Annotated in this window: 25 protein-coding genes and 2 pseudogenes; 18 read left to right on the top strand and 9 right to left on the bottom strand. The window is 66.7% G+C overall.

Annotated features, from left to right (window positions below; all coding sequences use genetic code 11):
* Positions 1-10: 10 nt before the first annotated feature.
* The 10 genes from CFI00_RS18040 (at position 11) to CFI00_RS17995 (ending at position 8,592) form a co-directional block, all read left to right on the top strand.
* The gene (locus CFI00_RS18040; RefSeq protein WP_207082388.1) at positions 11-736 is read left to right on the top strand and encodes an SDR family NAD(P)-dependent oxidoreductase; all 726 of its coding nucleotides are present in this window, start codon (positions 11-13) and stop codon (positions 734-736) included.
* A gap of 20 nt (positions 737-756) precedes the next feature.
* Positions 757-1,218 (top strand): MaoC/PaaZ C-terminal domain-containing protein, encoded by a 462-nt coding sequence (locus tag CFI00_RS18035; RefSeq protein WP_207082387.1) that lies wholly within the window; start codon positions 757-759, stop codon positions 1,216-1,218.
* Positions 1,215-2,360 carry an acyl-CoA dehydrogenase family protein gene (locus tag CFI00_RS18030; protein ID WP_207082386.1) on the top strand — a complete coding sequence of 382 codons (1,146 nt, stop codon included), beginning with the start codon at positions 1,215-1,217 and terminating at the stop codon, positions 2,358-2,360. Before CFI00_RS18035 ends, CFI00_RS18030 begins: the two co-directional genes overlap by 4 nt.
* A gap of 21 nt (positions 2,361-2,381) precedes the next feature.
* The gene (locus CFI00_RS18025) at positions 2,382-3,548 is read left to right on the top strand and encodes a thiolase family protein (RefSeq protein ID WP_207082385.1); all 1,167 of its coding nucleotides are present in this window, start codon (positions 2,382-2,384) and stop codon (positions 3,546-3,548) included.
* Positions 3,549-3,607: 59 nt separating this feature from the next.
* The gene (locus CFI00_RS18020) at positions 3,608-4,387 is read left to right on the top strand and encodes a citryl-CoA lyase (RefSeq protein ID WP_204144775.1); all 780 of its coding nucleotides are present in this window, start codon (positions 3,608-3,610) and stop codon (positions 4,385-4,387) included.
* Between the two features lie 2 nt (positions 4,388-4,389).
* Positions 4,390-5,157, top strand: coding sequence for an enoyl-CoA hydratase-related protein (locus CFI00_RS18015; RefSeq protein ID WP_204144776.1), 768 nt, complete (start codon positions 4,390-4,392; stop codon positions 5,155-5,157).
* Positions 5,158-5,179: 22 nt separating this feature from the next.
* Positions 5,180-6,847 (top strand): class I adenylate-forming enzyme family protein, encoded by a 1,668-nt coding sequence (locus CFI00_RS18010; protein WP_207082384.1) that lies wholly within the window; start codon positions 5,180-5,182, stop codon positions 6,845-6,847.
* A 127-nt stretch (positions 6,848-6,974) separates the two neighbouring features.
* A complete protein-coding gene (locus tag CFI00_RS18005) occupies positions 6,975-7,673 on the top strand; it encodes a transglutaminase-like domain-containing protein (protein WP_006901466.1) in 699 nt (232 codons plus the stop codon).
* Positions 7,670-8,107, top strand: coding sequence for a hypothetical protein (locus CFI00_RS18000; RefSeq protein ID WP_242532477.1), 438 nt, complete (start codon positions 7,670-7,672; stop codon positions 8,105-8,107). The genes CFI00_RS18005 and CFI00_RS18000 overlap by 4 nt, the downstream gene beginning before the upstream one ends.
* A gap of 152 nt (positions 8,108-8,259) precedes the next feature.
* Positions 8,260-8,592, top strand: coding sequence for a PaaI family thioesterase (locus tag CFI00_RS17995; protein ID WP_242532476.1), 333 nt, complete (start codon positions 8,260-8,262; stop codon positions 8,590-8,592).
* 363 nt (positions 8,593-8,955) lie between these two features.
* On the opposite strand, the gene CFI00_RS17990 is transcribed toward CFI00_RS17995, so the two are convergent.
* From CFI00_RS17990 to CFI00_RS17975, 3 genes and pseudogenes are all read right to left on the bottom strand, one after another.
* Entirely contained in the window at positions 8,956-9,579 is a 624-nt protein-coding gene (locus CFI00_RS17990) for an ATP-binding protein (protein WP_006901463.1), read from the bottom strand.
* Positions 9,580-9,711: 132 nt separating this feature from the next.
* Positions 9,712-10,782: pseudogene (locus CFI00_RS17980) on the bottom strand (IS110 family transposase).
* A 313-nt stretch (positions 10,783-11,095) separates the two neighbouring features.
* Positions 11,096-12,304: pseudogene (locus tag CFI00_RS17975) on the bottom strand (ISL3 family transposase); the annotation flags it as partial.
* 236 nt (positions 12,305-12,540) lie between these two features.
* On the opposite strand from CFI00_RS17975, the gene CFI00_RS17970 reads away from it, so the two are divergent.
* Positions 12,541-13,974 carry an IS1380 family transposase gene (locus CFI00_RS17970; protein ID WP_207081531.1) on the top strand — a complete coding sequence of 478 codons (1,434 nt, stop codon included), beginning with the start codon at positions 12,541-12,543 and terminating at the stop codon, positions 13,972-13,974.
* A gap of 87 nt (positions 13,975-14,061) precedes the next feature.
* Here CFI00_RS17970 and CFI00_RS17965 read toward each other — a convergent pair whose 3' ends face one another.
* Positions 14,062-14,325 (bottom strand): hypothetical protein, encoded by a 264-nt coding sequence (locus CFI00_RS17965; RefSeq protein WP_207082382.1) that lies wholly within the window; start codon positions 14,323-14,325, stop codon positions 14,062-14,064.
* A 244-nt stretch (positions 14,326-14,569) separates the two neighbouring features.
* On the opposite strand from CFI00_RS17965, the gene CFI00_RS17960 reads away from it, so the two are divergent.
* Entirely contained in the window at positions 14,570-14,917 is a 348-nt protein-coding gene (locus CFI00_RS17960; RefSeq protein WP_207082381.1) for a sulfate permease, read from the top strand.
* 214 nt (positions 14,918-15,131) lie between these two features.
* Here CFI00_RS17960 and CFI00_RS17955 read toward each other — a convergent pair whose 3' ends face one another.
* Together CFI00_RS17955 and CFI00_RS17950 are read right to left on the bottom strand one after the other, a co-directional pair.
* Positions 15,132-16,121: a DUF4192 domain-containing protein gene (locus CFI00_RS17955; RefSeq protein WP_277988382.1), complete on the bottom strand. Its 990-nt coding sequence runs from the start codon at positions 16,119-16,121 to the stop codon at positions 15,132-15,134.
* 346 nt (positions 16,122-16,467) lie between these two features.
* Positions 16,468-17,013, bottom strand: a complete 546-nt coding sequence (locus tag CFI00_RS17950) for a TetR/AcrR family transcriptional regulator (protein WP_207082379.1) — start codon at positions 17,011-17,013, stop codon at positions 16,468-16,470.
* A 222-nt stretch (positions 17,014-17,235) separates the two neighbouring features.
* Here CFI00_RS17950 and CFI00_RS17945 point away from each other — a divergent pair, with 222 nt between their 5' ends.
* Positions 17,236-18,534 carry a cytochrome P450 gene (locus tag CFI00_RS17945; protein WP_166191369.1) on the top strand — a complete coding sequence of 433 codons (1,299 nt, stop codon included), beginning with the start codon at positions 17,236-17,238 and terminating at the stop codon, positions 18,532-18,534.
* On the opposite strand, the gene CFI00_RS17940 is transcribed toward CFI00_RS17945, so the two are convergent.
* A complete protein-coding gene (locus tag CFI00_RS17940; protein ID WP_207082378.1) occupies positions 18,524-19,654 on the bottom strand; it encodes a helix-turn-helix domain-containing protein in 1,131 nt (376 codons plus the stop codon). The two genes, CFI00_RS17945 and CFI00_RS17940, sit on opposite strands and share 11 nt — an antisense overlap.
* Before the next feature lie 104 nt (positions 19,655-19,758).
* Between CFI00_RS17940 and CFI00_RS17935 the strand changes: the two genes are divergently transcribed.
* From CFI00_RS17935 to CFI00_RS17920, 4 genes are all read left to right on the top strand, one after another.
* Entirely contained in the window at positions 19,759-20,079 is a 321-nt protein-coding gene (locus CFI00_RS17935; protein WP_166191373.1) for a 2Fe-2S iron-sulfur cluster-binding protein, read from the top strand.
* 22 nt (positions 20,080-20,101) lie between these two features.
* Positions 20,102-21,502, top strand: a complete 1,401-nt coding sequence (locus CFI00_RS17930; RefSeq protein WP_166191375.1) for a cytochrome P450 — start codon at positions 20,102-20,104, stop codon at positions 21,500-21,502.
* On the top strand, positions 21,499-22,701 hold the full coding sequence (locus CFI00_RS17925; protein WP_207082377.1) for an FAD-dependent oxidoreductase: 1,203 nt from the start codon (positions 21,499-21,501) through the stop codon (positions 22,699-22,701). The genes CFI00_RS17930 and CFI00_RS17925 overlap by 4 nt, the downstream gene beginning before the upstream one ends.
* Positions 22,702-22,927: 226 nt before the next feature.
* Positions 22,928-23,155 (top strand): 1-acyl-sn-glycerol-3-phosphate acyltransferase, encoded by a 228-nt coding sequence (locus CFI00_RS17920; protein WP_242532474.1) that lies wholly within the window; start codon positions 22,928-22,930, stop codon positions 23,153-23,155.
* Between the two features lie 9 nt (positions 23,156-23,164).
* Here the strand turns inward: CFI00_RS17920 and CFI00_RS17915 are convergent, their stop codons facing one another.
* Together CFI00_RS17915 and CFI00_RS17910 are read right to left on the bottom strand one after the other, a co-directional pair.
* The gene (locus CFI00_RS17915) at positions 23,165-23,836 is read right to left on the bottom strand and encodes a transglutaminase family protein (RefSeq protein WP_207082376.1); all 672 of its coding nucleotides are present in this window, start codon (positions 23,834-23,836) and stop codon (positions 23,165-23,167) included.
* Positions 23,836-24,912: a BtrH N-terminal domain-containing protein gene (locus tag CFI00_RS17910; protein ID WP_207082375.1), complete on the bottom strand. Its 1,077-nt coding sequence runs from the start codon at positions 24,910-24,912 to the stop codon at positions 23,836-23,838. Before CFI00_RS17910 ends, CFI00_RS17915 begins: the two co-directional genes overlap by 1 nt.
* 123 nt (positions 24,913-25,035) lie before the next feature.
* Between CFI00_RS17910 and CFI00_RS17905 the strand changes: the two genes are divergently transcribed.
* Entirely contained in the window at positions 25,036-25,662 is a 627-nt protein-coding gene (locus tag CFI00_RS17905; RefSeq protein ID WP_242532473.1) for a TetR family transcriptional regulator, read from the top strand.
* The last annotated feature ends 265 nt before the right edge of the window (positions 25,663-25,927 follow it).

Here is a 25,927-nt window from a genome sequence, read left to right as displayed (position 1 = left end):
GAACTCGCGTGTGGCACTGGTGACCGGTGGTGCGGGTGGTCTCGGCCGCGAGATCGGCCGGCGGCTGGCGGCCAGCGGCCACCGGGTGGTGCTGGTCGACATCGACGAGGAGGCTGTCACCACGGCGGCCCATGAGCTGGCCGCTGACGGCCTCCTAGTGGAGCCAGCCGTCGCTGACGTCACCGACCGTCGTCAGGTGGACGGACTCGTGGCCGAGATCGGTGCGAGCGGCGGAGCCGTCGACGTGCTGGTGAACAATGCAGGCTTTCCCATCGACGCGCCGTTGGTGAAGATGACCGACGAGGACTTCCGTCGAGTCGTCGACGTCTGTCTGTTCGGGACCTTCGTGTGCTCGCGAGCCGTCGTTCCGGGCATGATCGAACGCTCTCAGGGGCGCATCGTCAACGTGGCGTCTCGGGCCTACCTGGGCAATCCCGGACAGGCGAACTACGCGGCGGCCAAGGCTGGCGTCGTCGGTCTGACCCGGGCCTTGGCCAAGGAGCTGGGCAAGCGCGGGATCACCGTGAACGCCGTTGCTCCGGGTTTGATCGACACTCCTGCGGTGCAGCGCCACCCGAAGCACGACCTGCTCGTGGAGCTGGCCGGGAAGCACAACTCGGTGCCCCGGCTCGGGGTCCCCCAAGACGTGGCGTCTGCCATCGCTTTCCTTGCTTCCGACGAGGCCTCGTTCATCACCGGCGACGTGATTCACGTGTCGGGCGGGCGGTACACATGATGGAACAGGCTGGTGGCCGGTTGACCGACCTGGCTGTGGGAACCACCACGACCTCCCCGCGCCGTACGGTGACCGAGGCCGACGTCGTCGGCTTCGCCGGTCTGTCCGGCGACTTCAACGCCTTGCACACCGACGAGGTGGCAGCCTCTGCGACGCCGTTCGGCACCCGGATCGCGCACGGGCTGCTCGGTGCCGCGATCGCCTCGGGCCTGTTCACCCGAACTGCCCTGTCGACCTCCCTGCAGGAGTCGCTCGTTGCCCTGCTCGGCGTCGACTGCCGTTTCGTCAACCCCCTGCGGATCGGCGACACCGTGCACGTCGAGGCCGAGATCATCGAGCTGCGCCCGACCAGCGACCCTTGCCGAGGAGTCGTGATCGTGGAGCGTCGGCTCGTCAACCACGAGGGTGCCGTGGTCCAGGTGATCACCACCCCCATGCTCATCGACACCACCCATCCCGATCAAGGAGACACCCCCACATGACCATGCTGACTGAAGAAGAGCTGGACCTGCAGCGTTCCGTCCGTTCCTTCCTCGACGCCAAGGTCGCTCCGCTCGTCGCCGAGCACGAGCAGGCCCGGACGTTCCCTTGGGAGATCCTGCCCTCGCTGCATGAGTTCGGCTACGTCGGTGGCCTGGTGAGTCCCGACGACGGGGGCGACGACCTCAGCTACTCGATGCTCGCCATCTTGATGGAGGAGGCCGGCCGGTGCTGGGGGTCGCTGCGCACTACGCTGAACATCCTCACCATCGTTCCGTACCTGATCTCCGCGTTCGGCACCGAGGAGCAGAAGAGCCGCTTCCTGCCCGACCTCCTCTCCGGACGGCGCCGTGCGTGGTTCGCGATGACCGAGCCGGACGCAGGATCCGACGCCGGGTCGCTGCGGACCCGTGCGAGCAAGGAGGGCGACTCCTGGGTGCTGCAGGGCCGCAAAATCTACATCACGAACGCGCTCCACGCCGATGTCGGCATCGTCATGGCCACGGTCGACCCGGAGGCCGGACCCAAGGGGATCACTGCCTTCCTCGTCGACGGCACGGAGTCCGACTACGCCGTCCACGACATTCCGCACATGCCGGTCAGGGGCACGAGCAGCTGTGAGCTCGTGTTTGACGACACGCGCATCCCCGAGCACAACGTCCTGGGCGAGGTGGGCCGGGGACTGTCGACGGCCATGAAGGCGATCAACGTCGGCAGGCTGAACATGGCCATGGGCGCGGTCGGCCTGAGCCAGGCGGCCCTCGAGGAGTCGATCAAGTTCGCCACCACCCGCCAGCAGTTCGGTCGACCCCTGGGTGGGTTCCAACTGGTGCAGGAGATGGTCGTCGAGATCGCCACCCTGACGCAGACCAGCCGACTCCTCGGCATGCACGCCGCCCGCGCCCTGGACGCGGGCGACTCCGCGAGGCAGGAGTGCTCGATGGCGAAGTACTACTGCGGCGAGTCCGCGAACAAGGCCGCCTCGCTGGCACTGCAGGTGCACGGTGGAGCCGGCCTGATGGAGGAATCACCCGTGGAGCGGATCTTCCGCGACGCTCGCGAAGCGACGATCCCCGAGGGCACCTCACAGATCCAAATCCTCCAGATGGGCCGTGCCCTGCTGGGCCAGTCGGCCCTGCGATGAACGATCACCAGGAGACAGCTCATGACTGACGCCTACATCCTCGGCACGGTGCGCAGCCCCCTGGGCAGACGTGACGGCGCACTTGCCGACACCCGCCCCGACGAACTGCTGGCACTGACCCTTCGCGAGCTGGTCGACCGGCACGCGGTCGATCCTCGTGAGATAGAGGACGTCCTGGTGGGTTGCGTCAACGCTGTCGGCGAGCAAGGACGCAACGTCGGAAGGTTGGCGGTCCTCGCCGCCGGCTTCCCCGAGGAGGTCCCCGCAGTAACCATGAACCGCATGTGCGGTTCGAGTCAGCAAGCACTCAACTTCGCCGCCCAGGCCGTGATGTCTGGCCAGCAGTCGCTCGTGCTGGCAGCCGGCGTGGAATCCATGAGCCGCGTCCCGCTGGGATCGGACGCCGCCGGAGTCGACCCCTCCCCGGCCGTCACCGAGCGCTACGAGCTCGTGAACCAGGGCCTCGCGGCAGAGATGATCGCCCGCCGCTGGTCGCTCACCCGCGAGGAACTCGACGAGTTCAGCGTCGAGAGTCATCGTCGAGCCGCTCGCGCATGGGACAGTGGCGTCTTAGCGGAGGAGGTTTTCGGCGTCATGAGTCAGCCGGCCGAGCACCTGCTGGGCCGCGACGGCGGTCCGGTCGTCCTCGACCGGGACGAGGGCATCCGGCCTGACACGAGCGTCGAGGCACTCGCCCGACTCCGGCCCGCGTACACCGAGGACGGCCTCATCCACGCCGGGAACTCCAGCCAGATCACCGACGGGGCGTCGGCGGTCCTCATCGGGGACGCAGATGCGGCACAACGGCTGGGTCTGGAACCACAGGCGCGGATCCTGGCCACCCAGGTGGTCGGGGTGGACCCGGTAATGATGCTGCACGGCGTCATCGATGCAACCAGACGGGTGCTGGACCGGGTGCGCCTGGAGGCCTCCGAGATCGACCTCTACGAAGTCAACGAGGCGTTCGCCAGCGTCGTACTGGCCTGGCAGCGAGAGCTGCGGGTCCCTCTGGAGCGGGTCAACGTCAACGGCGGGGCGATCGCCCTGGGTCATCCCACCGGCTGCTCCGGCACCCGCCTGATGACCACTCTGGTGCACGAGATGCAGCGGCGAGGCGTCCGCTACGGCCTCCAGACCATGTGCATCGGACAGGGCATGGCGACGGCAACGGTCATCGAGGCCATTTGACGAGTACGCGCGAGGCCTTCGTGGCATCGCGTCCCCTGGCAACAATCCAAGGAGAAGCAGTGACAGACCCTGGCATCGGTACCCAGATCGCCACCTCAACGGTCGATCAGATCTACATCCGCGGGCGCAGCCTGGTCGACGACCTGATGGGGTCTACCGACTTCACCAGCATGGTGTTTTTCCACCTGAGGGGCCGGCTCCCCACCGAGGGCGAGAAGGCGGTGGTGAACGCATGTCTGGTTGGGGTGATGGAGCACGGGCTGACTCCCAGCTCGATCGCGGCCCGACTGATCTACTCCAGCTCCCCCGAAGCGATGCAGGCGGCCGTCGCCGGTGGACTGCTCGGGGCCGGCAGCGCCTTCCTTGGGGTGATGGAGGAGTCGGCCCAGATGCTGCAGGAGGGCCGGGACCTGGTGCGGCGGGGCGAGACCACGGCCGAGGAGTTCGCCCGCGACCGGCTCTCCGAGCTGCTCGCGGCGGGCCGTCCGATCCCGGGCTTCGGCCACCACATCCATCGCCCGGACGACCCCCGCACCCCGAAGCTCCTCGAGATCGCCGAAGAGCATGGTGTGAGCGGCGAGCACGCGGAGCTCTTGAAGGCACTCAGCCGCGTCATGGACGAGCTCAAAGGCCGGCACGTCACGGTGAACGCCACGGGTGCCGTGGCAGCGGTCCTGTCCGACATCGGTTTCTCCTACCGGATCGTGCGCGGCTTTGCCCTCATCGGTCGCTGCGCCGGCCTGGTCGGCCACATCGCCGAGGAGCAGGAAACACCTCTCGGGCGGGTGCTGTGGGACATGGCTGACGAGCACGTCCCCTACCTGGGCGAGGGGGTGTGAGAATGGCCGAGGCGCTGCGCTACGAGCGCGACGAGCACGGGATCGGCTGGATCACTATCGATCGACCGGACGCCGCCAATGCATTGGACAGCACCGCGCGAGCCGCGCTGTGGACATGCTTTCGCCAGTTCCGGGACGATGAGGCTGCCGGAGTTGCCGTGATCACAGGAACCGGGGACAAGGCCTTCTGCGCCGGGGGCGACCTCAAGGAGATGTCCTCCTCTCAACTAGGTGTTCCCCCAGCGGACTTCCTCCCGCAGCTCAACCGCAACTTCCAGCTGGACAAGCCGGTCATCGCCGCAGTCAACGGCGTCGCCCTCGGTGGCGGCTTCCTCCTCGCCCAGATGGCTGACCTGTGTGTCGCGGCTGACCATGCGAAGTTCGCCATCAGCGAGGCGAAGTGGGGCCGCGGAGCACCCTGGGCTGCTCCGCTGCCATGGCTCATCCCGCCCCGTGTGGCCTTGGAGATGCTGATGACCGGAGACAGCATCTCCGCGGCGCGGGCCTACGAGTTGGGGCTGGTCAACAAGGTGGTGCCGTCCGTCGAGCTCCGAGCCACCGCGGTCGAGCTGGCCCGGTCAATCCTCGCCAACGCACCACTCACCGTGCGGGCCAGCAGACAGATGGTGCACGCGGCGGCCGAGCCCTCCCTCGCCTACAGCTTTGCGCGAGCCGAGCAGCTGTTCGAGGGCGTCTATCTCAGCGCGGACGCCCAGGAGGGTCCGCGCGCGTTCCTGGAGCGACGTCCCCCGCAGTGGTCGGGCAAGTAACAATCCCAGTTAGGAGAAACCCATGTATCAAGAAGCACTCGGTCAGACCGTCAACCGGACCTTCGACTACACATGCGACGAGGGGGGAGACCGGGAGGCTCTCGTCTACCATGGCCCCGACGTTGAGGAGCGCCTGAGCTACTTCCAACTCCGGCGTAGGGTGGCCGCCCTTACCGACGGCTTGCAGCAAGCAGGGGTCCGTAAGGGCGACCGAGTGGCCTTCCTCCTGGGCGTCACCACCGAGTGGGCGACAGTCTTCTACGCAGCGATGCGCCTGGGGGCCATCGCGGTTCCGCTCAACCTCGTCTGGACCGCCCGCGAGATCGAGGAAGGACTGTCTCTCACCGAGGCGAACGTACTGATCGCCACCGACTCCTTCCGCGGTCGCAACTACCTGCACGAACTCCAGGAGCATCTGCCGGGTCTCAACGCCTCCAAGCCCGGTGAGCTGTCGATCGAGACCCTTCCGCACCTGCGCAGCGTCATCGCCGAGAGTCGCAGCGGGCAACGCTATGCATTCGCCGGCGACCTCGGCGATATCGCCCGTAGCGGTGAGAACTACTCCGCCGAGGGCTTCGCCGCCCTGAGCGCGGAAGTCCGGCCGGACGACTTCTCGATCATGCTACTGACCTCCGGCACGACCAGTTTCCCCAAACCGGTCCTGCACACCCATCAGAGCCTGATGGTGGGGGTGGCCGGGTACGCCGACGGCATCGAGACTGAGTCCGCGGACAAGATGCTGATCGTCGCGCCGAACTACCACGTCGCCGGCTATCTCACGCTGCTCATGCCGCACCTGCGGGGTGCCGCCGTGCACCTCATGGAGTTCTACGACGTCGGCCTGGCACTCAAGGTAATCGAACGTGAGCGCATCTCGATGATGTTCGGATTCGATGTCCATTACCTGATGATGAACCGGCATCCCCACTTCGCTATGCACGACATCTCCAGTCTCACCAAGACCATGATCGGGTCCTCGCCGGGGTCCTACGACGAGATCAAGAGTATGGGGATCACCCACCACGGGAACATCTACGGCTCCAGCGAGTACGTCGCTTCGCAAGCATACCTGCCCTACCGGGACCGCCACGACGAGTCAGTCATGCGACTCTCCCACGGCCGGCCGATGCTGGGCACAGACCTGGTGATCAAGGACCCGGCCACCAACCGCGTTCTCGGGCCCGACCAGCCGGGCGAGATTTGCTTCAAGGGTCCGGCGCTGTTCAGCGGTTACTACAACATGCCCGAGGAGACAGCAAAGTCGTTCGACACCGACGGCTACTTCCACAGCGGCGATTACGGTTGGGTCGACCAGCGCGGGTACGTGTACTACCGCGGTCGCTTCAAGGAAACGATCAAGAGTGGCGGGGAGAACGTCAGCGCCCAGGAGGTCGAGCTCTTCTTGCAGATGGAGCTTCCGTGGATCCTCAAGGCGATGGTGGTCGCCGTGCCCGATCCCAAGTGGGGGGAGGCAGTCACGGCCGTTGTCCAACTCAAGCCGGAAGTCGACGTTGACGAGGAGGGAATTCGCGAGGCCTGCCGAGGCAAGCTGGCCGGCTACAAGATCCCGAAGCACGTCATCTTCGTCTCCGACGAGGACTGGGTGGCGACGCCGACCGGCAAGTTCGATCGCGATGCCATGACCAGCCTGGCGCTTCGCAGAATGGAAATCCAGGAGCCGTCACAATGATCGGAGGCACCGTGTCCCCTGCGGGCACAACTAAACCGTGCGTTAGGCGCCCGCCGCGGTCATCCGGTTCGGCCCGGTCTGATCGTTCCGTTCCGGTTGACGCTCTGCTGGGCATTTTGAGGCGTCGATGACGCCGACAGCGGGGTCGTGTCTGGAGCCGACCTACTTCCTCGATCACGACCACCCGACAGTCCGCGACTTCACGCACGACGTAATCGCGTCCGCGGCGAACCCACGAGAGCGTGCCACCATGCTCTTCGCCGCGGTGCGGGACCGCATCTGGTACGACCCATACTCGGTGTCCCGAGTCCCCGAACACTACCGCGCCAGCGAAGTCCTCAAGGTTGAACGCGCCTACTGCATTCCCAAGGCAGTGCTCCTGACCGCAGTACTGCGCGCTGCTGGCCTCCCTGCCCGAGTCGGCTTCGCCGACGTGCGCAACCACCTGCAGACCGACACATTGCGCGCGTTAATGGGAGGGACCGACCTGTTCGTCTACCACGGCTACTCCAGCGTCTACCTCGACGGACGATGGTGGAAGGCGACGCCCGCCTTCAACGTCGAGCTTTGTGCGCGCTTCGACGTACCCCCAATCGACTTCGACGGACGGAGCGACGCGCTCATGCACGCCTTCACCGCGGACGGCACTCGGCACATGGAGTACGTACGGGACCACGGCACCTTCGACGACCTGCCCCTGGACCGCATCCTGGCGGCGCTCGACCAGGCTTACGGACCTATCGTCACCGCCGCCGCGGGGGTTGACGACGCCTTCTCCCGCCGCCAACCCGGAACCACCCGTCCACCCAAGACGGGACGCGCATGATGGTCGGGGCCGGGGGTGTTGCGGTAGCGAGCTCCGAGAACGCGCGAACCCGGCTCGAGGCGGCTGTGCTGGCGCACCTGGGCGTGATGCTCGAGCACCCGTCCTTGTGTCGGGCACTGGTCGGCGACCTCGGACGCGCGACCCGGCTGCCCGAGTTGGCGGCGGCACTGCGGACTGCCTTCTACGAACCGATCGAGCAAGTATTGGCTGAGGGTGTCTCCGACGGGTCGCTGCGCCAGGTCGCCGATCCGGGCGCCGTGGCCTTGAGCGTCTTCGGTGCCATCACCGTCGCTGGCCTCAGGGCGGCCGTGGAGGGGCCGTCCGCCGACCGATCCGCCGACGCAACGCGTTTCTCTGCCGCGGTCAGCGAGCTGGTCCTCGACGGTCTCGCGACACCTGGCAGTCGTGTTCAGCGGCGGGGTGACCCGCTGTGAGCAGCATGGAGGAGCTCCTCGCTAGCTGGAAGGAGAAGTTCCGGCCGCACGCTGATGGTGCTCAGCTTCCGCCGCACCACACCCACTGCCTCGCCTGTGGACCCGACAACCCGCACGGCCACCACCTCGCCGTCCGTCGTCGAGGCGAGGAGGTGCACGCGACCCACGTCTTCGATGAACGTCACGTGGGCGCACCCGGGATCGCCCACGGCGGTGCCGTAGCAACCGTTTTCGACGACCTCTTCGGGTTCCTGCTCTACCTCACGGGCGGTCCTGCGGTGACCCGGAAACTCGAGGTGCTCTACGACTCACCGGTCATCCTCGGCAGCACCTACGATCTCGCGGCCAGGATCACCCGGACAGAAGGGCGCAAGTTCTTCATGGAAGCCGACATGAAGCAGCTCGGTGGGTCACGTGTCGCCTCCGCCTCGGCCCTGTTCCTTTCGGTGGAGGTGACCCACTTCAACCAGGGCATGCCGCGATGACGAGGACAGCGTCGGGCGCTGTGTGCTTCCGACGCCCGTGTTCGGAAGTCCGCGGTCCCGTGTGTGCCGATCCCGGCGGCGGGTTTCCGGGAGTCTGAGCAGCGGCTGGTGCACCTGAGCGGCACGGCAGTCCGACAACGCGCCTAGCGCGGGCACGAGGGCCTGCCCCGCCTCGGTCGGGGCATACTCGACCAGAGATACTCATCCACGACGACGAACCGGGCGGCGTCGGCGCCGGCCAGCACCCACGCCTCGTCTTGCTCCACGAGCCGAAGATCAAGGGAGTGTCCGAGAAACGGTGTAAACGCTCCCCGAATGTTGGGCCGGTTCTGCTCTTTGAAAGTTAGGCCACTTCGGTGTTGGTCATTGTGCCGTGTTCTCGGCTCGTGCTGAGGGAAGTGTCGCGATGCCGGTGTCTTTGAGCCGGTAGGAGCTGCCTTTCAGGGTGAGGACGTCGGCGTGGTGGACGATGCGGACGATCATGGCTGCGGCGACGACCTGGTCGCCGAACACGTCGCCCCATCGGGCGAAGGGCAGGTTGCTGGTCAGGATCAGTGAGGCGTGTTCGTAGCGTGAGGAGACGAGCTGGAAGAAGAGGTTCGCGGCGTCTTGCTCGAAGGGGATGTAGCCGACCTCGTCGACGATGATCAGGCCGTAGCGGCGTAGCCGAGCGAGTTCGTTGCTGAGTCGTCCGGCGGCGTGTGCTTCTTGGAGTCGGGTGACCCGGTCGGTGGCTGTCGCGAACAGCACTCGGTGTCCGGCGTGGGCGGCCTTGATCCCCAGTCCGATGGCCAGGTGGGTCTTCCCGGTGCCGGGCGCGCCGAGGAGCACCAGGTTCTGGGTGAGTATGACAACCCCATTTGGCCCACTGTGCTGTTTTGATTTGGCCCCACCCTCCGGGTTGATGGTCGGTGCCCGGGTTGGCCACCGGGTCAGGTGGAGGCGGGCTCCTTTCTGGCTCGGGTGGTGGCGTTGAGGGCTCTTCACAATCCAGGGTGTAGTTGGGGTCTGAAGCCTCCGGACTCGAGCAGGCAGCGGGCGATGTAGTTGGTGAGGTTGCGGAACCCGAGCGCTGAGCCGCGGAGGTGCTCGAGTCGTCCGTTGAATCTCCTATGTTTGTCAAGCGGCTGTCGGTAGGGCTGTCGCGGCGTTGAGTTGGCGGTAGATCTGGCGGGAGAGGTAGCGCTTGAGCGAGCGTCGAATCTCGCGCAGGGTGCGTCCTTCCGCGATGCGCTTCTCGACGTAGACGCGGGTGTCGGGGTCCATGCGCATGCGGGTGATCACGGCCATGTGTAGGGCACGGTTGAGACGCCGGTCTCCTCCGCGGTTGATGCGGTGGCGAACGGTGTTGCCGGACGAGGCGGGAAATCGGGTTGACACCGGCGAGGCTTGCGAACGCGGCTTCGGAGCGGACGCGTCCGGGGTGTGACCATGCGGCGAACGCGATAGCTGCTGTGACTGGCCCGATGCCGGGCTTGTCGAGCAGCCCTGCTGCGGGGCTCGTCTTGAGTAGGGCGGTCATCTGGCGAGTGACGGCGGACAGTTCCTCGTCCGCTGCGCGTACCCGCTTGGCCAGTCTGACGGCTTCGGCGCGAGCGATGCCGGTGGCAAGTTCTTCGGTACGGCTCCGCCATGCCGCGATGGCAGTGATCTGGCTGGCGTTGATGGTGCCGCGGGCGTCTACGCCAAGATCGACCACGCGGAGGAGCGCGAGAAGGGCGTTGATCGCCGCCGTGCGTTCGTTGTTGATGTGGTCGCGGGAGGCGATGAGGACACGGAGCGCAGCGCGCACGCCGTCGTCGCTACGGGGCCGACGCAGCTGAGCATCCTCGAGTGGCAAGACCGCTTGCGCGATGCGGCGCGCGTCAAGGAGGTCGGACTTGCCGATGCCGCGGTTGGCACGCGCATTCATCCTGGCGGCCTCGACCACGAAGTATCCGGCGTCGGCCGCGGCACGGGCGAGTCGGGCGCCGTAGGTGCCGACGCCTTCGATGGCCCACAGGGTGGCAAGGTCGGCTCCCGTGCGGCGGGCGACCCAGGCGATGGCACGCTGAAGCCAGCGGCCGTTGCTGGGAACTGGCCCTCGTCGAGGACCTCGCCGGTCGGGCAGGCAAGGATCGCAAGGGCATGGGTTCGGGCATGGGCATCCACGCCGATGACGAATGGACGGGTGTGCGCGACGATCGAGATGGTGGTCGACGTTCCTTCCTTGTAACGGGATCTGATGTGTCGGTCGCCAAGCGGCCGGCACCGGTCCGGGTAGAGGTCACGTCGGGGCATATCTGTGATGGGTCACGACGCCGATGAGCCGTTTGGGGTCGGACAGTCTCCTGATCAGGTCACCGAGGTGGGCCGGATGGTGCCGGCCGCGCTTCCCAGCGTGGACAATTCAACGGAAGAGCACCGCAGTAGCGGGCCAATTGCTTCGAGAGTCACACGCAGGTCAGCACGACCGGAACCATCCTGACCAGCCGGTCCCGGACCAGCCATCACTAGACTCACAGATCGCCTCGGTCGGGCCGTTGGACGTGCCGGGTCGGTCGAAGTAGGCGAGCACGTCGTCGGCTCGCTTCTTCAGGGTCCGTCCCAGGGTGATGATCTCGCTCAGCGCGGCCGGGACACCGCTGGTGACCGACTCGATCAGCTTGCTCATCAGCTCGCGTGCCTTGGGGCGGTCGGGTTCGCGGTAGGCGGCGATCATCCGCTGGTAGATGCCCCAGGTGGCCTCGACCTCGACGTGCTCCTCGGCCGCGAACAGCGCGGCGAGTCGGTCCTTCTGCTTGTCTGTCAGCAACCCGGAGCCGGTGTGCAGCGTGCGACGTGCGGAGTAGAGCGGGTCGCCCTTGTGGCCACGGTGACCATGAACAGCCTGCTGGACCCGACGCCGGCAACGGTCCAGAGCGTCGCCGGCCAAGCGCACCACATGAAAAGGGTCCATCACCGCGACCGCGTCGGGGAGCTCCTCGGCAGTGGCGCTCTTGAAGCCGCTGAACCCGTCCATCGCGACGACCTCCACGCCCTGGCGCCAGGCCTCGGGACGCTCTGCGAGCCAGGTCTTGAAGACCTGCTTGGAGCGGCCCTCGACCATGTCCAACAGCCGGGCTGGGCCGGTGCCCTCACGGATCCCGGTCAGGTCGATGATCACGGTGACGTACTTGTCACCGCGGCGGGTGTGGCGCCACACCCGCTCGTCGACGCCGAGGACCTTGACGCCGTCGAACCTGGTGGTGTCGTCGATCAGGACCCGCTTGCCCTCGGCCAGGACGGCGTCGTTGGCGGTGTTCCACGCGACTCCGAGCCCTTCAGCGACCCGAGCGACGGTGAGGTGGGCGAGCACGATGCCTTCGAGTGCCCACCGCAGCCCACGACGCGAGAGCTTCGAGCGGGCCTCGGCCACGGAGGAGGTGTCTTGGCGCCACACGTGCCCGCAGTCGCCGCACCGGTAGCGGCGGATCGTGACCAACAGCGTCGTTGGGCGCCACCCGAGTGGTTCATGGGCCAGCTGCCGGGTGACGGTGTCGCGCGGGGCGCCTTCGCAGCCGCAGCGACGACACCACTGGTCGGGTGCGACGACGCGACAGGCCAGCACCGCCCGGTCGGGCTCGAGGCGCTGGCCGGTGACGACGAGGCCGAGCTCGTCGAGACGGCAGAAGGTGGACAGATCGGGGTGGGCGAACGCAACTGAGCGCTCGCCGACGGTAGCGTCGGGCACGTCGAGGTCTTCCAGATGGCTGGCGTAGGAACCGCCATCTTCGGGAGACCTCGACGCCTATCCCGGGACCGACGCGCCAACGCGACCTACACCCTCAACTGTGATGAGCCCCTTAACCCGGATCCACCGATGAACTTGGTCTGGTGAGCGCGCCGTAAACGAGAATGCCCTTGTGTAGCGGGAGAATCGGAGTTCTTGAGGCAACGATTCGACCGAACACAAGGGACATCTCTGAGGTGAAACTCTCTCACACGTCGCGGGCGACGTCGGCGGTCTTCGATGATCCGAATCTCGTGTCGGCCGGTGGTCTGGTTCCGGTGCTCGCGTTGGCCGAGTCCGCTGGGCTGCGTGATCTGGCGGATCAGCACTTGACGGTGCCGGGCGACAAGGGCGCGAACGCCGGGTTGAAGGTCGCCTCGCTGGTCGGTGGGATGGTCGCTGGTGCCGATTCGATCGATGACATGGCGCTGTTGCGTCACGGCGGCATGGGGAGGGTATTCGCCCGCGCCTACGCGCCTTCGACGTTGGGTTCCTTCCTGCGGGCGTTCACCTTCGGGCACGTGCGTCAGCTCGACGCGATCGCGTCGAGGTTCCTCATCGCGCTGGCAGGACTCACCGAGCTGTTGCGTCCGTCAGCCGAGGTGAGCCCGGATGCAGACGCGAGTGCTGACTACGCGTTGCTCGATGTCGACGACACGATCATCGAGGTCCATGGCCACGCCAAGCAGGGCGCCGGGTTCGGCTACTCAGGTGTCCGTGGCCTCAACGCCCTGCTCGCCACCCTCACCATCGCCGGCGCCGTCCCGGTGATCGTGGCCCAACGGCTCCGCAAGGGCTCGACTGGGTCACCACGCGGTGCGAAGCGACTGGTCGGCGATGCGGTGCGGACCGCCCGACGACTGCTCGACAAGTCCCACCCGGTCCTAGTGCGGATGGATTCGGCGTTCTACGGCCGCGGACCAGTTCACGCCGCCCTCAAGGGTGGGGCCGCGGTGTCGGTGACCGTGCGGATGGACAAGCGGGTCAAGGCCGCCATCGCCACCATCGACGACGATGCGTGGACCACCATCGAGTACACCGATGCCGTCTTCGACGAAGCCAGTGGCCGGTGGGTCTCACGGGCCGAGGTCGCCGAGATCGGTTTCACCGCGTTTGCCGCCCAGAAGAAGACCGACCACGTGCCGGGCCGGCTGGTGGTCCGGCGGATCCCGGACTTCAACGCCGAGAAGAACAAGGCAGCCGGCCAAGACACCCTGTTTGACACCTGGCGGTTCCATGCGTTCTTCACCACCACCGACGCCGACGTGCTCGACACCGTCGCCGCCGATGCGATCCACCGCCATCACGCGGTCATCGAGCAGGTCCACGCTGACCTCAAACACGCAGCGTTGGCGCACCTGCCGTCCGGGGTGTTCACTGCCAACGCGGCCTGGTTGGTGCTCGCCGTGATGGCGTTCAACCTCACCCGAGCCGCCGCCAGCCTCACCCACCCGCAGATCGCGAAGGCCACCACCGCCACGATCCGTCGCAAGCTGATCACCGTGCCAGCACGGGTCGCGACCTCAGCACGACGGGTCACTCTGCATCTGCCACAAGCCTGGCCCTGGGAGACCGCCTGGACTGCCTTGTTTGACCGAGTCAGCGACCCGCCACCCGCCCTCGCGGCCTGACCAACCAGCAGCCACAGCTGCGCGACGAGGAACAACGTGGAACACCCCGGACAGTGAGGTCCGGCAGATCATCGCGCCCCGGCGCCCTCACCCGGAACCGACCACCATCACCTCATCCCGGCCATGCCGATCGGTGGATCCGGGCTTAGAGGGGACGTAGTGCTCGGGACATCCGTGCCAATAGCAGCCGTCGATGAAGACGGCGATGCGCTTTGCGCGGAACACGATGTCGGCCGTTCTCCGGACCTCGGGAAGCGGACGTGCGTTGACGCGGTAGCGCAGGCCCTCGGCGTGCAACAGCCGCCTTACTGCGAGCTCTGGCTTCGTGTCGCGCGACCGATTGCCCCGCATGACGCTGGCGGAGTGTGCGGTGCTGGCCCACGAACCTGTTTGCACACCTCAACGTTACGACGACCGGGTGTGCCGCGGCCTCAGCGCCGAGAGGGTTCCACCTGTCCGTGCTCGGGCGTATGGTGGGAGAAAGGCGACTTCTTCTAAGGTTCGCCACCGCGCCCGACGTGGTGGCACGGCCGTCCGGCTCGCTGGGCAGTCCTTCAAGGTTCTCTGTCGCCAGACCCGAGAGAGGACTGCCGTCATGCTTCGACTCATCTGGACCGCCAGCGAACACGCCCGGTACTACCTGCGCTTCTACATGCCCACCAACATCGCGCTCGACCTGATCCGCACCCGCCGGGGTTTGAAGTGGGGCGTCCCAGCGATGCTCTTGGCCGTGCCGTACCTCTACGCCGCGAGCGTCTGCACCACGATCGTCCGCGACGGTGGACCGGGTTGGCTCAACGTGTTCGTGCTGCTGTTCATCTGGAACGCGATGAAGTTCGCCATCATGGGGCCGGTCAGTCTCGTGTTGCTGGTGCGAGTTCGTCTGCACGAGTTCAAGGAGCGTCGCGCCGCCTCCCGCTACGCCCCGATGGTCTCCGCGTAGGCCCTACACGCAACGGGCGCTACGTCAGAATGACCGCTCGTCGCCGCTCTGCGCGCCTTTGTCGAGCCACACAATCTCGTAACTGCGCATCACATCGACAGGCGCACGGGAGCCCTTCGTTGGTCGCGCTCGGAGCCTCACCCGTCGGGTGAGGCGGCGCTCCAATCGGCTTGGGGGCTGTCGACGGCGCGGAGTCTCCATCGGAGCTGCCTTCTCAGAGTGCGGGCGCGGGTCGGATGGGATTGTTCCGTGGTCCCGGCTGCGGTGCGGCGAAGTCGGCATCTTGGCCGATCCTCTTGACCGACTCCCACTCGCGCGGGTGCATAGCCGACTCCACGACCGCGACCACCAACCCGGCGAGCGGGTAGCGGCTGTTGCGCGGCACCTGCTCCACCGCGCACAGAGCCTTGGCACCGTCTCCGCTCAGCCATGAGGCGAGGCCCAACAGCGAGGCGGGAGCGGAGCGCACCTGGTCGGGAGCCCTCCGGGTCAGGTTGGTCCACAGGGCGACGTGCGAGTCCGCGTTGTCGGTGTTCATGTCGTCCCACAGTCGGTCACGAATCGGGATCGTCTCGACGGCGACGAGCAGCCGAGCCGCGTCAAGATCAGAAAGCGGTTGACTGTCGGCGTGAAACTGCCGAAGCCGTCCGACAGCCCACTTGGCCTCGGCGCGTAGTGTCGTCGTCTCGGCGGCTTCCCGAGCCTCGGACAAGAGCTCCGCGACGGGTTCCCGGTCGCCGACCAACGATGATGCCAACGACGCACGGCTGGCCGCAGGCCGTGGGCGGCCTGTCGGGGCCATCTCGGCAGCGACATACCCGCGCGCCGCTTCGGTCTGATGGCCAGACTCGCCCAGGTGGTAGTCATGCCACTCGGAGTCGTTCGCCCACAGCATGAGCGCGGTGTCGATGCCGATGGTGTCGAGTCGAGCGGCGAAGTCCTGGACGACTCGATCCGCTTCTTCGCGGTTCGCTGTGACGCAGACGATGCCCACGCTGGCTCCTGGCTGGGCGTAGCGGCCGAGAGGGGAGCGGATAGCCTCCCAGGCCGCGTCGCGGTCTCGCGGAGTGGTCGGAAGGTCGATGCGAGCGATGGGTAGGTCGGCGGTCATCGGCACGAACACGACCGACTCCTCGGGCTTGAACCCGAGCAAGTGGGGGAGTGCCGCGGTCAGCTCGTCGGGGGAGTGAACGGAGAACCTCATACCCCCTAGGTGAGCCGCCCGGTCCGGCGATATCCGCCGGTGCCGTCGACACACTGGTGACACACAACAACGAAAAACGGCGACTGACGCTGGAAGACGTCGAAAGACGTTTCCGCAGGTCAGCCGCCGTTTTCGGCAACTACTGACAGGGGATGAGAACCCTCGGATCAGATGTCGTAGTAGTGACTGACTGACCCATGCTGACCTGCGCAAACTCTAGGAGATCTTGGTTACTTGTACCACGCTTGTAACGGAGGGCGGTTCCTTCTCGGGCGGCGCCGGGTTGGCGTCGTCATCGATGGTTGCACCCCGAGGCGCGAATCTAGTTCGAACAGGGTGTCCGCCATCAGAAGGCGGCACCTACGTAGCGTTCGATCAGTTCTCGCTCGGTGGTGGGGTCGTCCACGGGCCAAGTGATCATGCTGAGTACGACTCGAATGAGCCATTCGGCGCCGAGATCGGGTTCTTCGCCGAGGTCCATCAGAGACGCAGCGAGACGGTTCAGCATTTCGGAGTGGGTGAAGTAGGTGTCGTCGAAAGCCGGGGGTGACTTGACGAACTCAGCCAGGGTGCGGTCGCTGCGAATCGCTTGGACTCCGGCAAGGATCGACTCGATGACCAGTTGTTTGCCCTGCATCCCGCGAGTCTGCGTTCGCACCTGTTCGACCACGGTAGTCGCGGCTAGGCCTACCAGTGTGTCCACAAGGCTGCGCTTGTTGCCCACGAACCGGTAGACGGTCGCGCGTGAGCACCCTGCTCTGCGGGCGACCTCTTCCAAGCTGAACGTCTTGGGACCGCGCTCGCGCAGGACGTCGCTGCCGGCTGCGTAGATGCGTTCCAGGGCGGCTTCCCTTCGACTGCCAGGAATGAGCCATGCGTCGGAATCTGGCATTTTGTACCCTGACGTTACTGAGCGATTTAGTCTCACGGTGAGACGATTGTAAGGCTAGCGAAGACCCCGGTCCCGGGCGGCCTGGTGGCCTCCAAGAGGCGGCGCGCTTGGTCTGAGACGGCCTCCCGATGACTCGTCCCCGCCAGGCGTCTCAGTCATTCAAGAGGCCTTGTGGGTGCACGTCTCCGCGGTTGAGGATTGCTCCTGAGACGGAGGATCGTGATGACAACCCGCACACGCACAGACGGTGCCCCTGACCTGTTCAAGGTGGTCGGGACTGCAGCATGGCTGAACTTCGAGGGTGCCGCGCGCACCGTGATCCGCGGCCGTCGCGGCTGGGTGGGGGCGGTCAATACCGACTACGATCCCTTGGATCCACGGACGGCGGCCCAGCCGCATGCGGCGTATCGACGCCTTCATGAGACGGGGCGGGTGCACTACAACCCGCGTCGGGCCATGTGGGTCCTCTCGCGCCTCGACGACGTCCGCGCCACACTGAGAGCCACCGACAAGGTGACCAGCAGTCAGGGGGTCACCCGGTTACGGATCCAGGCGCCGCTCGTCGTCCTCACTGACGGCGAGGAGCACGCCCGGCTACGCAAGCAGATACAGCCCATGTTCACCACAGGTGCGATGGCCTCCTGGCGCGCGATGGCGGAGAAGCTGGCCTCCGAGATGGTCGACGAACTCGTGCGTGCTCCCGGCTCGGACGTGATGACGACACTGGCCACTCCGCTACCGATGAGCCTGATCGCTCACATCATGGGTGTCTCCGATGGCGACTTCGACGACTTCCGCCGATGGTCGGAGACGACGGTGCGCATCATGGACGCGAATGCGACGCCGCTGGGCATCCGGCACGCACGAGATGCCGCGACAGGCCTGGCGTCCCTGCGGCGGTACTTCACCGAGCAGTTCGACGCTGGGAGGATTCGGGAGTCTGACTCGGCTCTCGGTCGACTCATGAACCACAGTGAGAACGGTGCTCTCACCGGCAACGACCTGTTCATGATCGCGATGCTGCTCCTCGTGGCTGGTAACGAGACCACGACGAACCTGCTGGGCGGGATGTTCGAGACGTTTGCTCGCAATCCGGAGGAGTACGACCGCGTTCGACAGGATCCTGGTCTGGTCCCGATGGCGATCGAGGAACACCTGCGGTTCTCCAGCCCCATCCAGAATCTGTACCGCTACACGCGCGCTGACTACGACATCGCCGGTGTCACCATCCCGCGAGGGTCCAGGGTGTTGCTGTCCTTCGGTGCTGCGAATCGGGACCCCGAGGCGTTCGAGGAGCCCGACACCTATCGGGCTGACCGCAACCCCAGGATGCACGTCGGGTTCGGGCACGGCGCACACCTGTGCGTCGGAGCACCGCTCGCTCGGATGGAGGCCCATGTCGTGCTCACCGAGCTCCTCGGTCGCGTCTCGAGGATCGAGCTGTCCGGTGACCCGACATGGTCGACCAACAGCTCGTTGCGCGGGCCCACCAGACTCCCCGTTCGACTGGTCACCACGTGATGCGCCTCGCCTGTCGCCGCTTCGCGGATAGCCCGCTCCGGTCGTAGACGTGGCGCCGAGTGCGCCGAGCTAAGGGCGGCCGCTCCCGCTCAGGGGCCGACCCCCCTGGTCCGAGGCGCCCCACGTTGCGGAACTCGCTCGGCGACTGCCCGGTCCAGCGCTTGAAGGCGTGGGAGAAGTTCCCAGGATCGCCATAGCCGAGATCGACCGCGATCTGACTGATCGTCAGGGAGTGGTCGAGAAGCAGCACGATGGCTCTCTCGCGCAGCAGGGACTGTCGGACCTGACGGAATGTCGTGCCCTCGTCCTCGAGCCGTCTCTTCATGGTGCTGGTGGAGACGTCGAGGAGTGCGGCGATGTCCCGGCTGCTCGACCGTCCTGGGTCCTGCTCGAGCAGTCGTCGCACCCGCTCCGTCACGCTGGTGGCACTGGTACTGCGGTCGAGCATGCGGCGCAGCTCGGCGATGGCCAAGCCGTAGGCGACCGGGTCCGGGAACCGGCAGCGGACACGAAGGGCCTCGGCCGGCACGTCGATGAAGGACGTGTGCGCGTCGAAGTCCAACCGTTCGCTCATTAGGTCGGTGCGAGTCTCCACAACTCCGGGGGCAGGCCATGCCAGCTGCAACGTCACCCCTGGTAGCGGGCCGGCCAGCAGGTCGAGTAGTCGAAGCAGCGCCGCACCACCGTAGGTGATGACCAGGCAGTCGAGATCGGGATCGCCGGTCTGACCGCTCAGCCCCACTGTCAAGCCGTGCTCGCCCGGGTGGAAGTGAGGGCGAAGAGCGCCGGAGATCACGGGCAGATACCCCAGCAACTGGAAGATCTCGTCCACCGAGCCAGCGCTGACCAAGGGCAGGCTCAGCGGGCCGAACGAGGTCAGCTGGGCCTTCTCGGCGAAAGCGAGCCCGAGGTAGGTAGCACCGTCGGGGTCGAGGTCCGGGTAGACCTCGCGGAACCATCGGATGGGCACTTGCCGGTCGCGCTGTACCAGCTCGACCTCCGAAGTGCCCTGGAGTTCGATGATCCGACGGAAGTGCGCGACGGCGCTGGGCTCAAGCGCGTCGCTGTTGAGGAGCTGGACGAACGCCAGCGGAGGCACGCCGGGTTCGGGAACTCTCACTGCACCTCCTGAGCCGAAATCACAATATGTTGACGTAGGTGACCATAGCCACAGCCTGACGGGGAGACACAGGATTGAGGGCCGGTCTACCAAGGAGTTTCTTCATGTCCGTTGTCACCTTCATCTCCCACGACGGGGAGAAGCACGAGACACCACTGGAAGAGGGTGTCTCGCTGATGCAGGTCGCCGTCGACAACATGGTTCCTGGAATCGACGGGGACTGCGGCGGCGAAGCCGCCTGCGGTACGTGCCACGTGGTCGTCGAGGACGGATGGATCGACCAGGTCGGCCGTTCGGGTCCCGTGGAGGAAGAGATGCTCGCCATGAACCCCGAGCGCGAGGCGAATTCCCGGCTGTCGTGCCAGATGCGGTTGAGCGACAGCCTGGACGGCCTTGTCGTCCGGCTCCCCGAGTTCCAGCTGTGACTGTCGAGAGGAACACCGCACCATGACGACCCTGACCACCGTGACCGACGCCATGACCGAGCGAGCTCAGTCCATCGTCCCCATGAGCATGCAGATCCGCGGGGCGCACCTGTACGACCGGGCGCGTCGCTTCGTGACCCGGACCAACGGGCAGAAGATCTTCGTCGAGAAGCCGATCCCCCCCGTGGAGCAGGTTGCCCTGGTCGACATCGACCTGAGCAACCCGTTCCTCTACCGGCAGGGCAAGTGGCAGTCGTACTTCGAGCGGGTGCGCAACGAGGCTCCCGTCCACTTCCAGGCCAACAGCCCGTTCGGTCCCTTCTGGTCGGTCACCCGCCACGCTGACATCATCGCGGTCGACAAGGACCATGAGACGTTCTCGGCTGAGCCGTTCATCATCATCGGCGAGCCGCCGCGGTTCATGGATGTCGCCATGTTCATCGCCATGGACCCGCCCAAGCACGACCGGCAGCGCGCCGCCGTCCAGGGCGTCGTGGCTCCGAAGAACCTGCGCGAGATGGAGAGCCTGATCCGCTCGCGGGTCCAAGAGGTGCTGGACGACCTCCCGATCGGTGAGCCCTTCAACTGGGTCGACCGCGTCTCCATCGAGCTGACTGCGCGGATGTTGGCGACACTGCTGGACTTCCCCTACGAGCAGCGCCGCAAGCTCGTCGAGTGGTCGGACCTGGCCAGCTCCATGGAGCAGGCCAACGGCGGCCCCTCGGACAACGACGAGGTGTTCCGCGGATTCGTCGACGCAGCGCAGGGGCTGAGTGCTCTGTGGCGCGACAAGGAGGCGCGGCTGGCGGGGGGAGAAGAGCCTGGCTTCGACCTGATCACGATGCTGCAGCGCAACGAGGACACCAAGGACCTCATCGATCGTCCCATGGAGTTCCTGGGCAACCTCGTCCTGCTCATCGTGGGTGGCAACGACACGACGCGGAACTCCATGAGCGGTGGGATCCTCGCCATGAACCGGTTCCCGGACCAGTTCGAGAAGCTCAAGGCCAACCCGGACCTCATCCCCAATGCGGTCTCGGAGATCATCCGGTGGCAGACACCTCTGGCCTACATGCGGCGGGTCGCCAAGAAGGACACGGTGCTCAACGGACAGTTCATCCGCAAGGGCGACAAGGTGGTCATGTGGTACGCCTCGGGCAACCGTGACGAGCGAGTCTTCGACCGGCCCGACGACCTGATCATCGACCGCAGCAACGCACGCAACCACATCTCCTTCGGCTTCGGAGTCCACCGCTGCATGGGCAACCGGCTGGCGGAGATGCAGCTCAAGATCCTCTGGGAGGAGCTGCTGCCGCGCTTCGAGAAGATCGAGGTCGTCGAAGAGCCTGAGTACGTCCAGTCCAACTTCGTGCGCGGCATCAGCAGGCTGATGGTCACCCTGACGCCGAAGACCCAGGCGTGACCGAGGGGAGGGCGCTGGTCGTCGGCGCCAGCCACGCCGGTGTCCAGGTGGCGGCCGGCCTGCGGCAGCAGGGCTGGTCAGGAGAGGTCGTCGTGGTCGGCGACGAGCCAGCGCTGCCCTATCACCGTCCTCCCCTCTCCAAGGCCTACCTCGCCGGCACGAGCAGCCTGCAAGACCTCGCTCTGCGCAAGGCGGAGTTCTACGCCAAGCACGACATCCGCCTGGTGCAGTCGACGGTCACGCAGGTCGATCGTGCCGCGCAGGAGGTGGGGCTGAACGACGGCACCACGATGGGCTACACCCATCTCGCCCTGTGCACGGGTGGCCGGGTGCGCACCCTGGACGTGTCCGGTATCGACATGCCCGGGGTGTTCTACCTTCGGACCTTCGCAGACGTCGAGTCGATCCGGGCCTCGGCGGCTTCCGGCAGCCACGCCGTCATCGTGGGCGGCGGGTACGTCGGCTTGGAGACAGCCGCGTCCCTGCGCGCTCTCGGCCTGGACGTGACAGTCCTGGAGGCCGCCGAGCGCGTGCTGGAGCGGGTCACAGCACCCGAGGTCTCGGCGTTCTACGAGCGGGTCCACCGCGACGCCGGCGTCGTGATCCGGACGGGCGCCCAGGTCAGCGCCATGGCCGGCGACGAACGCGTGCGTGAGGTGGTCCTGCGGGGTGGTGAGCGGATCCCGGCCGATCTCGTCGTCGTCGGAGTGGGCTTGGTTCCCAACACCGAGCTGGCAGCCGAGGCTGGCCTGCACGTCGAGAACGGGATCGTGATCGACGACCTGGCTCGCACCAGCGACCCCCGCATCGTCGCAGCCGGCGACTGTGCCAGCCACCGGATGGCTCGCTACGACCGCCTCGTGAGGTTGGAGTCCGTGCCCAGCGCCGGGGAGCAGGCGAAGACGGCCGCCGCGACACTGTGCGGCAAGGAGAGGCCGATCGCAGCGCTGCCTTGGTTCTGGTCCGACCAGTACGACCTCAAGCTGCAGATCGCGGGGTTGAATGTCGGCTACGACGAGCTCGTGGTGAGGGGCGACCCCTCTCGAGATCGCGACTTCACCTGCTACTACCTCCAGCAGGGACGGCTGCTGGCCGCGGACTGCGTGAACCGACCGCGGGACTTCCTGAAGGCCAAGCTGCTGATCAGTCAGGGCGAGAGAGTCGATCGAGCAGAGTTCGAGGCCGCCGCCGCTTCCTGAGGGCCGGCATCGTCGTGGGCCCTGCCCGTCCCGCTGGCTTGCCGCCGCGTCCCGGCCTCTGGTGTCTACGATCACCGAGGTGCGGCCGACCTTGACTCTGCGGCGTGGATCGACGCACCAGGACCGACGTGGACTGGCTGGCAGTGGCGGTCTGCAAAGCGGCCCTGGTGGTGCTGCGACGCCTGACTGGCGCGGGTCATAGGGCATTCCCGGGGTCGGTGGCGTCGTGCTGGCTGCCAACCACGTCTCGCACCTTGACCCGTTGCTGGTCGCGGAGATGGTGCTGGCCGAGGTGGCGGGTGCCACGGTTTCGGCCAAGGACAGCCTCTTCAACAAGCCGGTCGTGGGCAGGTGGTTCCGTGCCGCGGGGCACGTCGAGGTCGACCGCGCCGCCGGCCGCGCCGGGTGCGGCGAGGCGGTGAGCGCGGCGCGCAACGGGAGACTCCTCCAGTGAGATGGGCGTTCACGACCGGAAGCGGGGATCCTGGGGGCGCGGGGTGTCGGAGCCGCGCACCATGGCGGAACCGTAGGTCTCCAGCAGCGTTGCCATGAGGCCGTCGAACGGCAGGTCCACGAACATGCCCCGTTCGCGGACGTACTCCATGTGACGTCGGCCGGCGCCGTCGGCTGCATGGAGCAACGCGTCCTGCGACCCGTCGAACTCCAACGGGGGTACTCCGAAGCGACGGCACAGCTCGGAGTTGAAGGCCGGCGACCCCTTGCGCCACTGGCCGTCGACGTACACCGCGCTCCACCCGTGGAACACGAACAGATCCGTGCCCATCAGCTCCAGCAGCGCGGCGCTGTTGAGGTGGTTGCGCACGTCGGAGAATCCGAGCACTGCCGGGATCCCCGCAGCGCGCAGACTCGCGGTGAGCAGTACCGCCTTGGGCACGCACCACGTGGGGCCACCGTCGAGGATCGCGCTGGCCTGGTAGTCAGGGGGTTCGGTGGTGACGCTGTAGGGGTCGTAGCGGAGCCGGTCCCGGACCGCGGTGAACAGCAGTCCCGTCCGTTCTCGAGGATCCCGGATGCCACCCACGACGGACTTGGTGAAGTCCCGGACGTCAGGGTGGTCGCTGTCGACGAACCGGCTCGGGGCCAGGGCCTGCCGAGGATCGAGCTTGCCCCTCATCAGGTGGCGGTCCCGAGGTTCTGGCGCGCCCCCGCGATCTCGAGGGCGGTGACGAGGTCCCGCTCGAGCGAGGGGAGTACGGCGGCCGAGCGAGCTGCCTGCTCCACGCGCTCTCGTGCTGGGCCGTCCTGACGGGCCAGCGACGCGATGAGGGACCATGTTTCCGCGCACAGGTGCGCAGCGGCGGCGACCTCGCTCGCCCGCGCGTCCCCGGTCAGGCGCACGATGTCGGCGGCGCCGCTGGAGAGCAGTCGGCGGAACAGCCCGCCGCCGGTGCCGGCCTTCTCGACGAAGGCGCTGAGTCCTTGGAGGACCAGGTCCAGGATGTCGTCGGGGAAGACCTCTGGCCATCGAGCGAGGTCCTCGGCGAAGAGGTCGACGGCGGCCAGTCCGGTGGCCCCGACCGCCGCATCCCTTCCGGTGACGATAGAGCTGCCGGTGGAGCTAGTCATCGCAGCCGCCGCCTGGGCGAACGCCGCCTGCGCGATCTCTGACAGGTCGGGCAGCCGGTCGGGCCAGGCGATGTCGAAGTAGGTGTGACGCGTCGGGACCGGGAACCCCTGCGAGGACCGGGCTCGGGCCAGTGCCGGGTAGGGCACGAGCTGCACCTCTTCCCGGTCGTTGTCGACGACGTGCGCGACCTGCTGCTCGTCGTCATAACCGATGACGACGATGTCGTGGCGACTCATCTGCAGGCGTACGCGGAGGTAGGGAAGTTCCGCGATGTCGGCCCACACCAAGGCGGGACGGCCCTCGCGCACGGCGTCGCGCACCCACGCCCAGCCCTCCTGTGGGTCGTCCGTCGCATGCACGGAGACCTCGGCGCCCAGTCGCGTCGGGAGGTCCGTCTCCAGGTCGCCTCCCCGCCCGACGAGGTATACCGGTGGCATGAGTGCCGCGTCCCTGACGTAGGAGAGATCCAAGGCGCCGCTCAGGGCAAAGACAAGGCCTTCGTCAGGGGGGCCCTCCCAACCGAGTCCGGCCCACTCCAGGAGGTCCCGCATGGCTCCGGAGCCGCAGTGGCCGCCGCGTCGGTGCGGGTACTCGACCACTTCGGTGTCGCTCGAGTTGACCATGAGGCTTCCTTCTGGAGACAACTAGTGACTTTTGTTCAAACCTAAGGCACCGCCCTGAGAATGTCATCACGCGGCCCAGTTGACGCGTGTCCGCAGTCGGACATTGTCGATACTCTGTCCACCATGTCGTCCCCCTCCATGCGAGAACGCTATCGCGAGCACGTTCGTGCAGCGGTGCTGGAGACTGCCCATGACCTGATCGCTGAGCGGGGCTGGGAGCGGGTGCGCATGGGCGAGATCGCCGAGGCGGTCGGCGTCTCGCGCGCACTGCTGTACAAGGAGTTCGGCGACAAGCCCGGTTTGGGGGAAGCCGTCGTCCTGAGGGAGGCGGCGCGCTTCATCGAGGGCATCGAGAACGTGCTCGCGCATCACGGCTCCGACGCTTCAAGCGGCCTCGCGGCGTCGGTGGGCTTCGTGCTGGAGGAGGCCGAGAACAGTCCCTTGCTTAGAGCGGTCCTGATCTCCAACCGCGATTCCCCACCACCCGCCACGGGCATCCTCCCCCTCCTCACCACGTCTGCGCAGCTGTTGGAGCTCGCGTCCGGCTCCCTGGCCCGGTGGCTCACCTCCCACGTGGCCGGTTTGCGGGCGGATGAGGTGTCCGACGCCGCCGAAGCCCTGGTGCGGCTCACCGTGAGCCACCTCGCCCTACCGACCAGGTCCCGGGCGGACACCGCCCGGAAGATCACTGAGGTGGGACTCAGGTGCCTCGGGCTTCCCATCACGCCGAAGCAGGGAATCGCGACGTGACGGTTGCTCAGGTTGCGGGATCGCCGGCGACCCCGAGGACCAGTAGTTGGTCAATGGCACGGTCGCGCCCAGGGGTGGCCCGGGGACTCGCTGCTGCCGCGGTTTCGCCGAGTGCGCGGCTGAGGCTGTTCTCCGGTGGTGCGGTGGCCCGCCAGCAGTCCCTCGGGGATCAGCTCTGCAAGTGAATCGCCTGGGTCTGGTAGAGGTTCTGGGGTGCCCCTCGGATCTGTCGTGATTGAGAGCCATGGCAGCGCCCAGGCGCACC

It is taken from the genome of Nocardioides sp. S5, assembly GCF_017310035.1.
Taxonomy (GTDB): Bacteria; Actinomycetota; Actinomycetes; order Propionibacteriales; family Nocardioidaceae; genus Nocardioides.
This window is presented reverse-complemented; position numbering and strand designations above follow the sequence as displayed.

Bases quoted from the DNA above. Each gene is read 5' to 3' on its own strand.
- CFI00_RS17955 (WP_277988382.1), bottom strand. From the start codon at position 16,121: ATGAGGTTCTCCGTTCACTCCCCCGACGAGCTGACCGCGGCACTCCCC.
- CFI00_RS17915 (WP_207082376.1), bottom strand. From the start codon at position 23,836: ATGAGGGGCAAGCTCGATCCTCGGCAGGCCCTGGCCCCGAGCCGGTTC.
- CFI00_RS18005 (WP_006901466.1), top strand. From the start codon at position 6,975: ATGACGCCGACAGCGGGGTCGTGTCTGGAGCCGACCTACTTCCTCGAT.
- CFI00_RS17910 (WP_207082375.1), bottom strand. From the start codon at position 24,912: ATGGTCAACTCGAGCGACACCGAAGTGGTCGAGTACCCGCACCGACGC.
- CFI00_RS17935 (WP_166191373.1), top strand. From the start codon at position 19,759: ATGTCCGTTGTCACCTTCATCTCCCACGACGGGGAGAAGCACGAGACA.
- CFI00_RS18015 (WP_204144776.1), top strand. From the start codon at position 4,390: ATGGCCGAGGCGCTGCGCTACGAGCGCGACGAGCACGGGATCGGCTGG.
- CFI00_RS18010 (WP_207082384.1), top strand. From the start codon at position 5,180: ATGTATCAAGAAGCACTCGGTCAGACCGTCAACCGGACCTTCGACTAC.
- CFI00_RS18025 (WP_207082385.1), top strand. From the start codon at position 2,382: ATGACTGACGCCTACATCCTCGGCACGGTGCGCAGCCCCCTGGGCAGA.
- CFI00_RS17960 (WP_207082381.1), top strand. From the start codon at position 14,570: ATGCTTCGACTCATCTGGACCGCCAGCGAACACGCCCGGTACTACCTG.
- CFI00_RS17905 (WP_242532473.1), top strand. From the start codon at position 25,036: ATGTCGTCCCCCTCCATGCGAGAACGCTATCGCGAGCACGTTCGTGCA.
- CFI00_RS18030 (WP_207082386.1), top strand. From the start codon at position 1,215: ATGACCATGCTGACTGAAGAAGAGCTGGACCTGCAGCGTTCCGTCCGT.
- CFI00_RS18000 (WP_242532477.1), top strand. From the start codon at position 7,670: ATGATGGTCGGGGCCGGGGGTGTTGCGGTAGCGAGCTCCGAGAACGCG.
- CFI00_RS17965 (WP_207082382.1), bottom strand. From the start codon at position 14,325: ATGCGGGGCAATCGGTCGCGCGACACGAAGCCAGAGCTCGCAGTAAGG.
- CFI00_RS17930 (WP_166191375.1), top strand. From the start codon at position 20,102: ATGACGACCCTGACCACCGTGACCGACGCCATGACCGAGCGAGCTCAG.
- CFI00_RS17950 (WP_207082379.1), bottom strand. From the start codon at position 17,013: ATGCCAGATTCCGACGCATGGCTCATTCCTGGCAGTCGAAGGGAAGCC.
- CFI00_RS17945 (WP_166191369.1), top strand. From the start codon at position 17,236: ATGACAACCCGCACACGCACAGACGGTGCCCCTGACCTGTTCAAGGTG.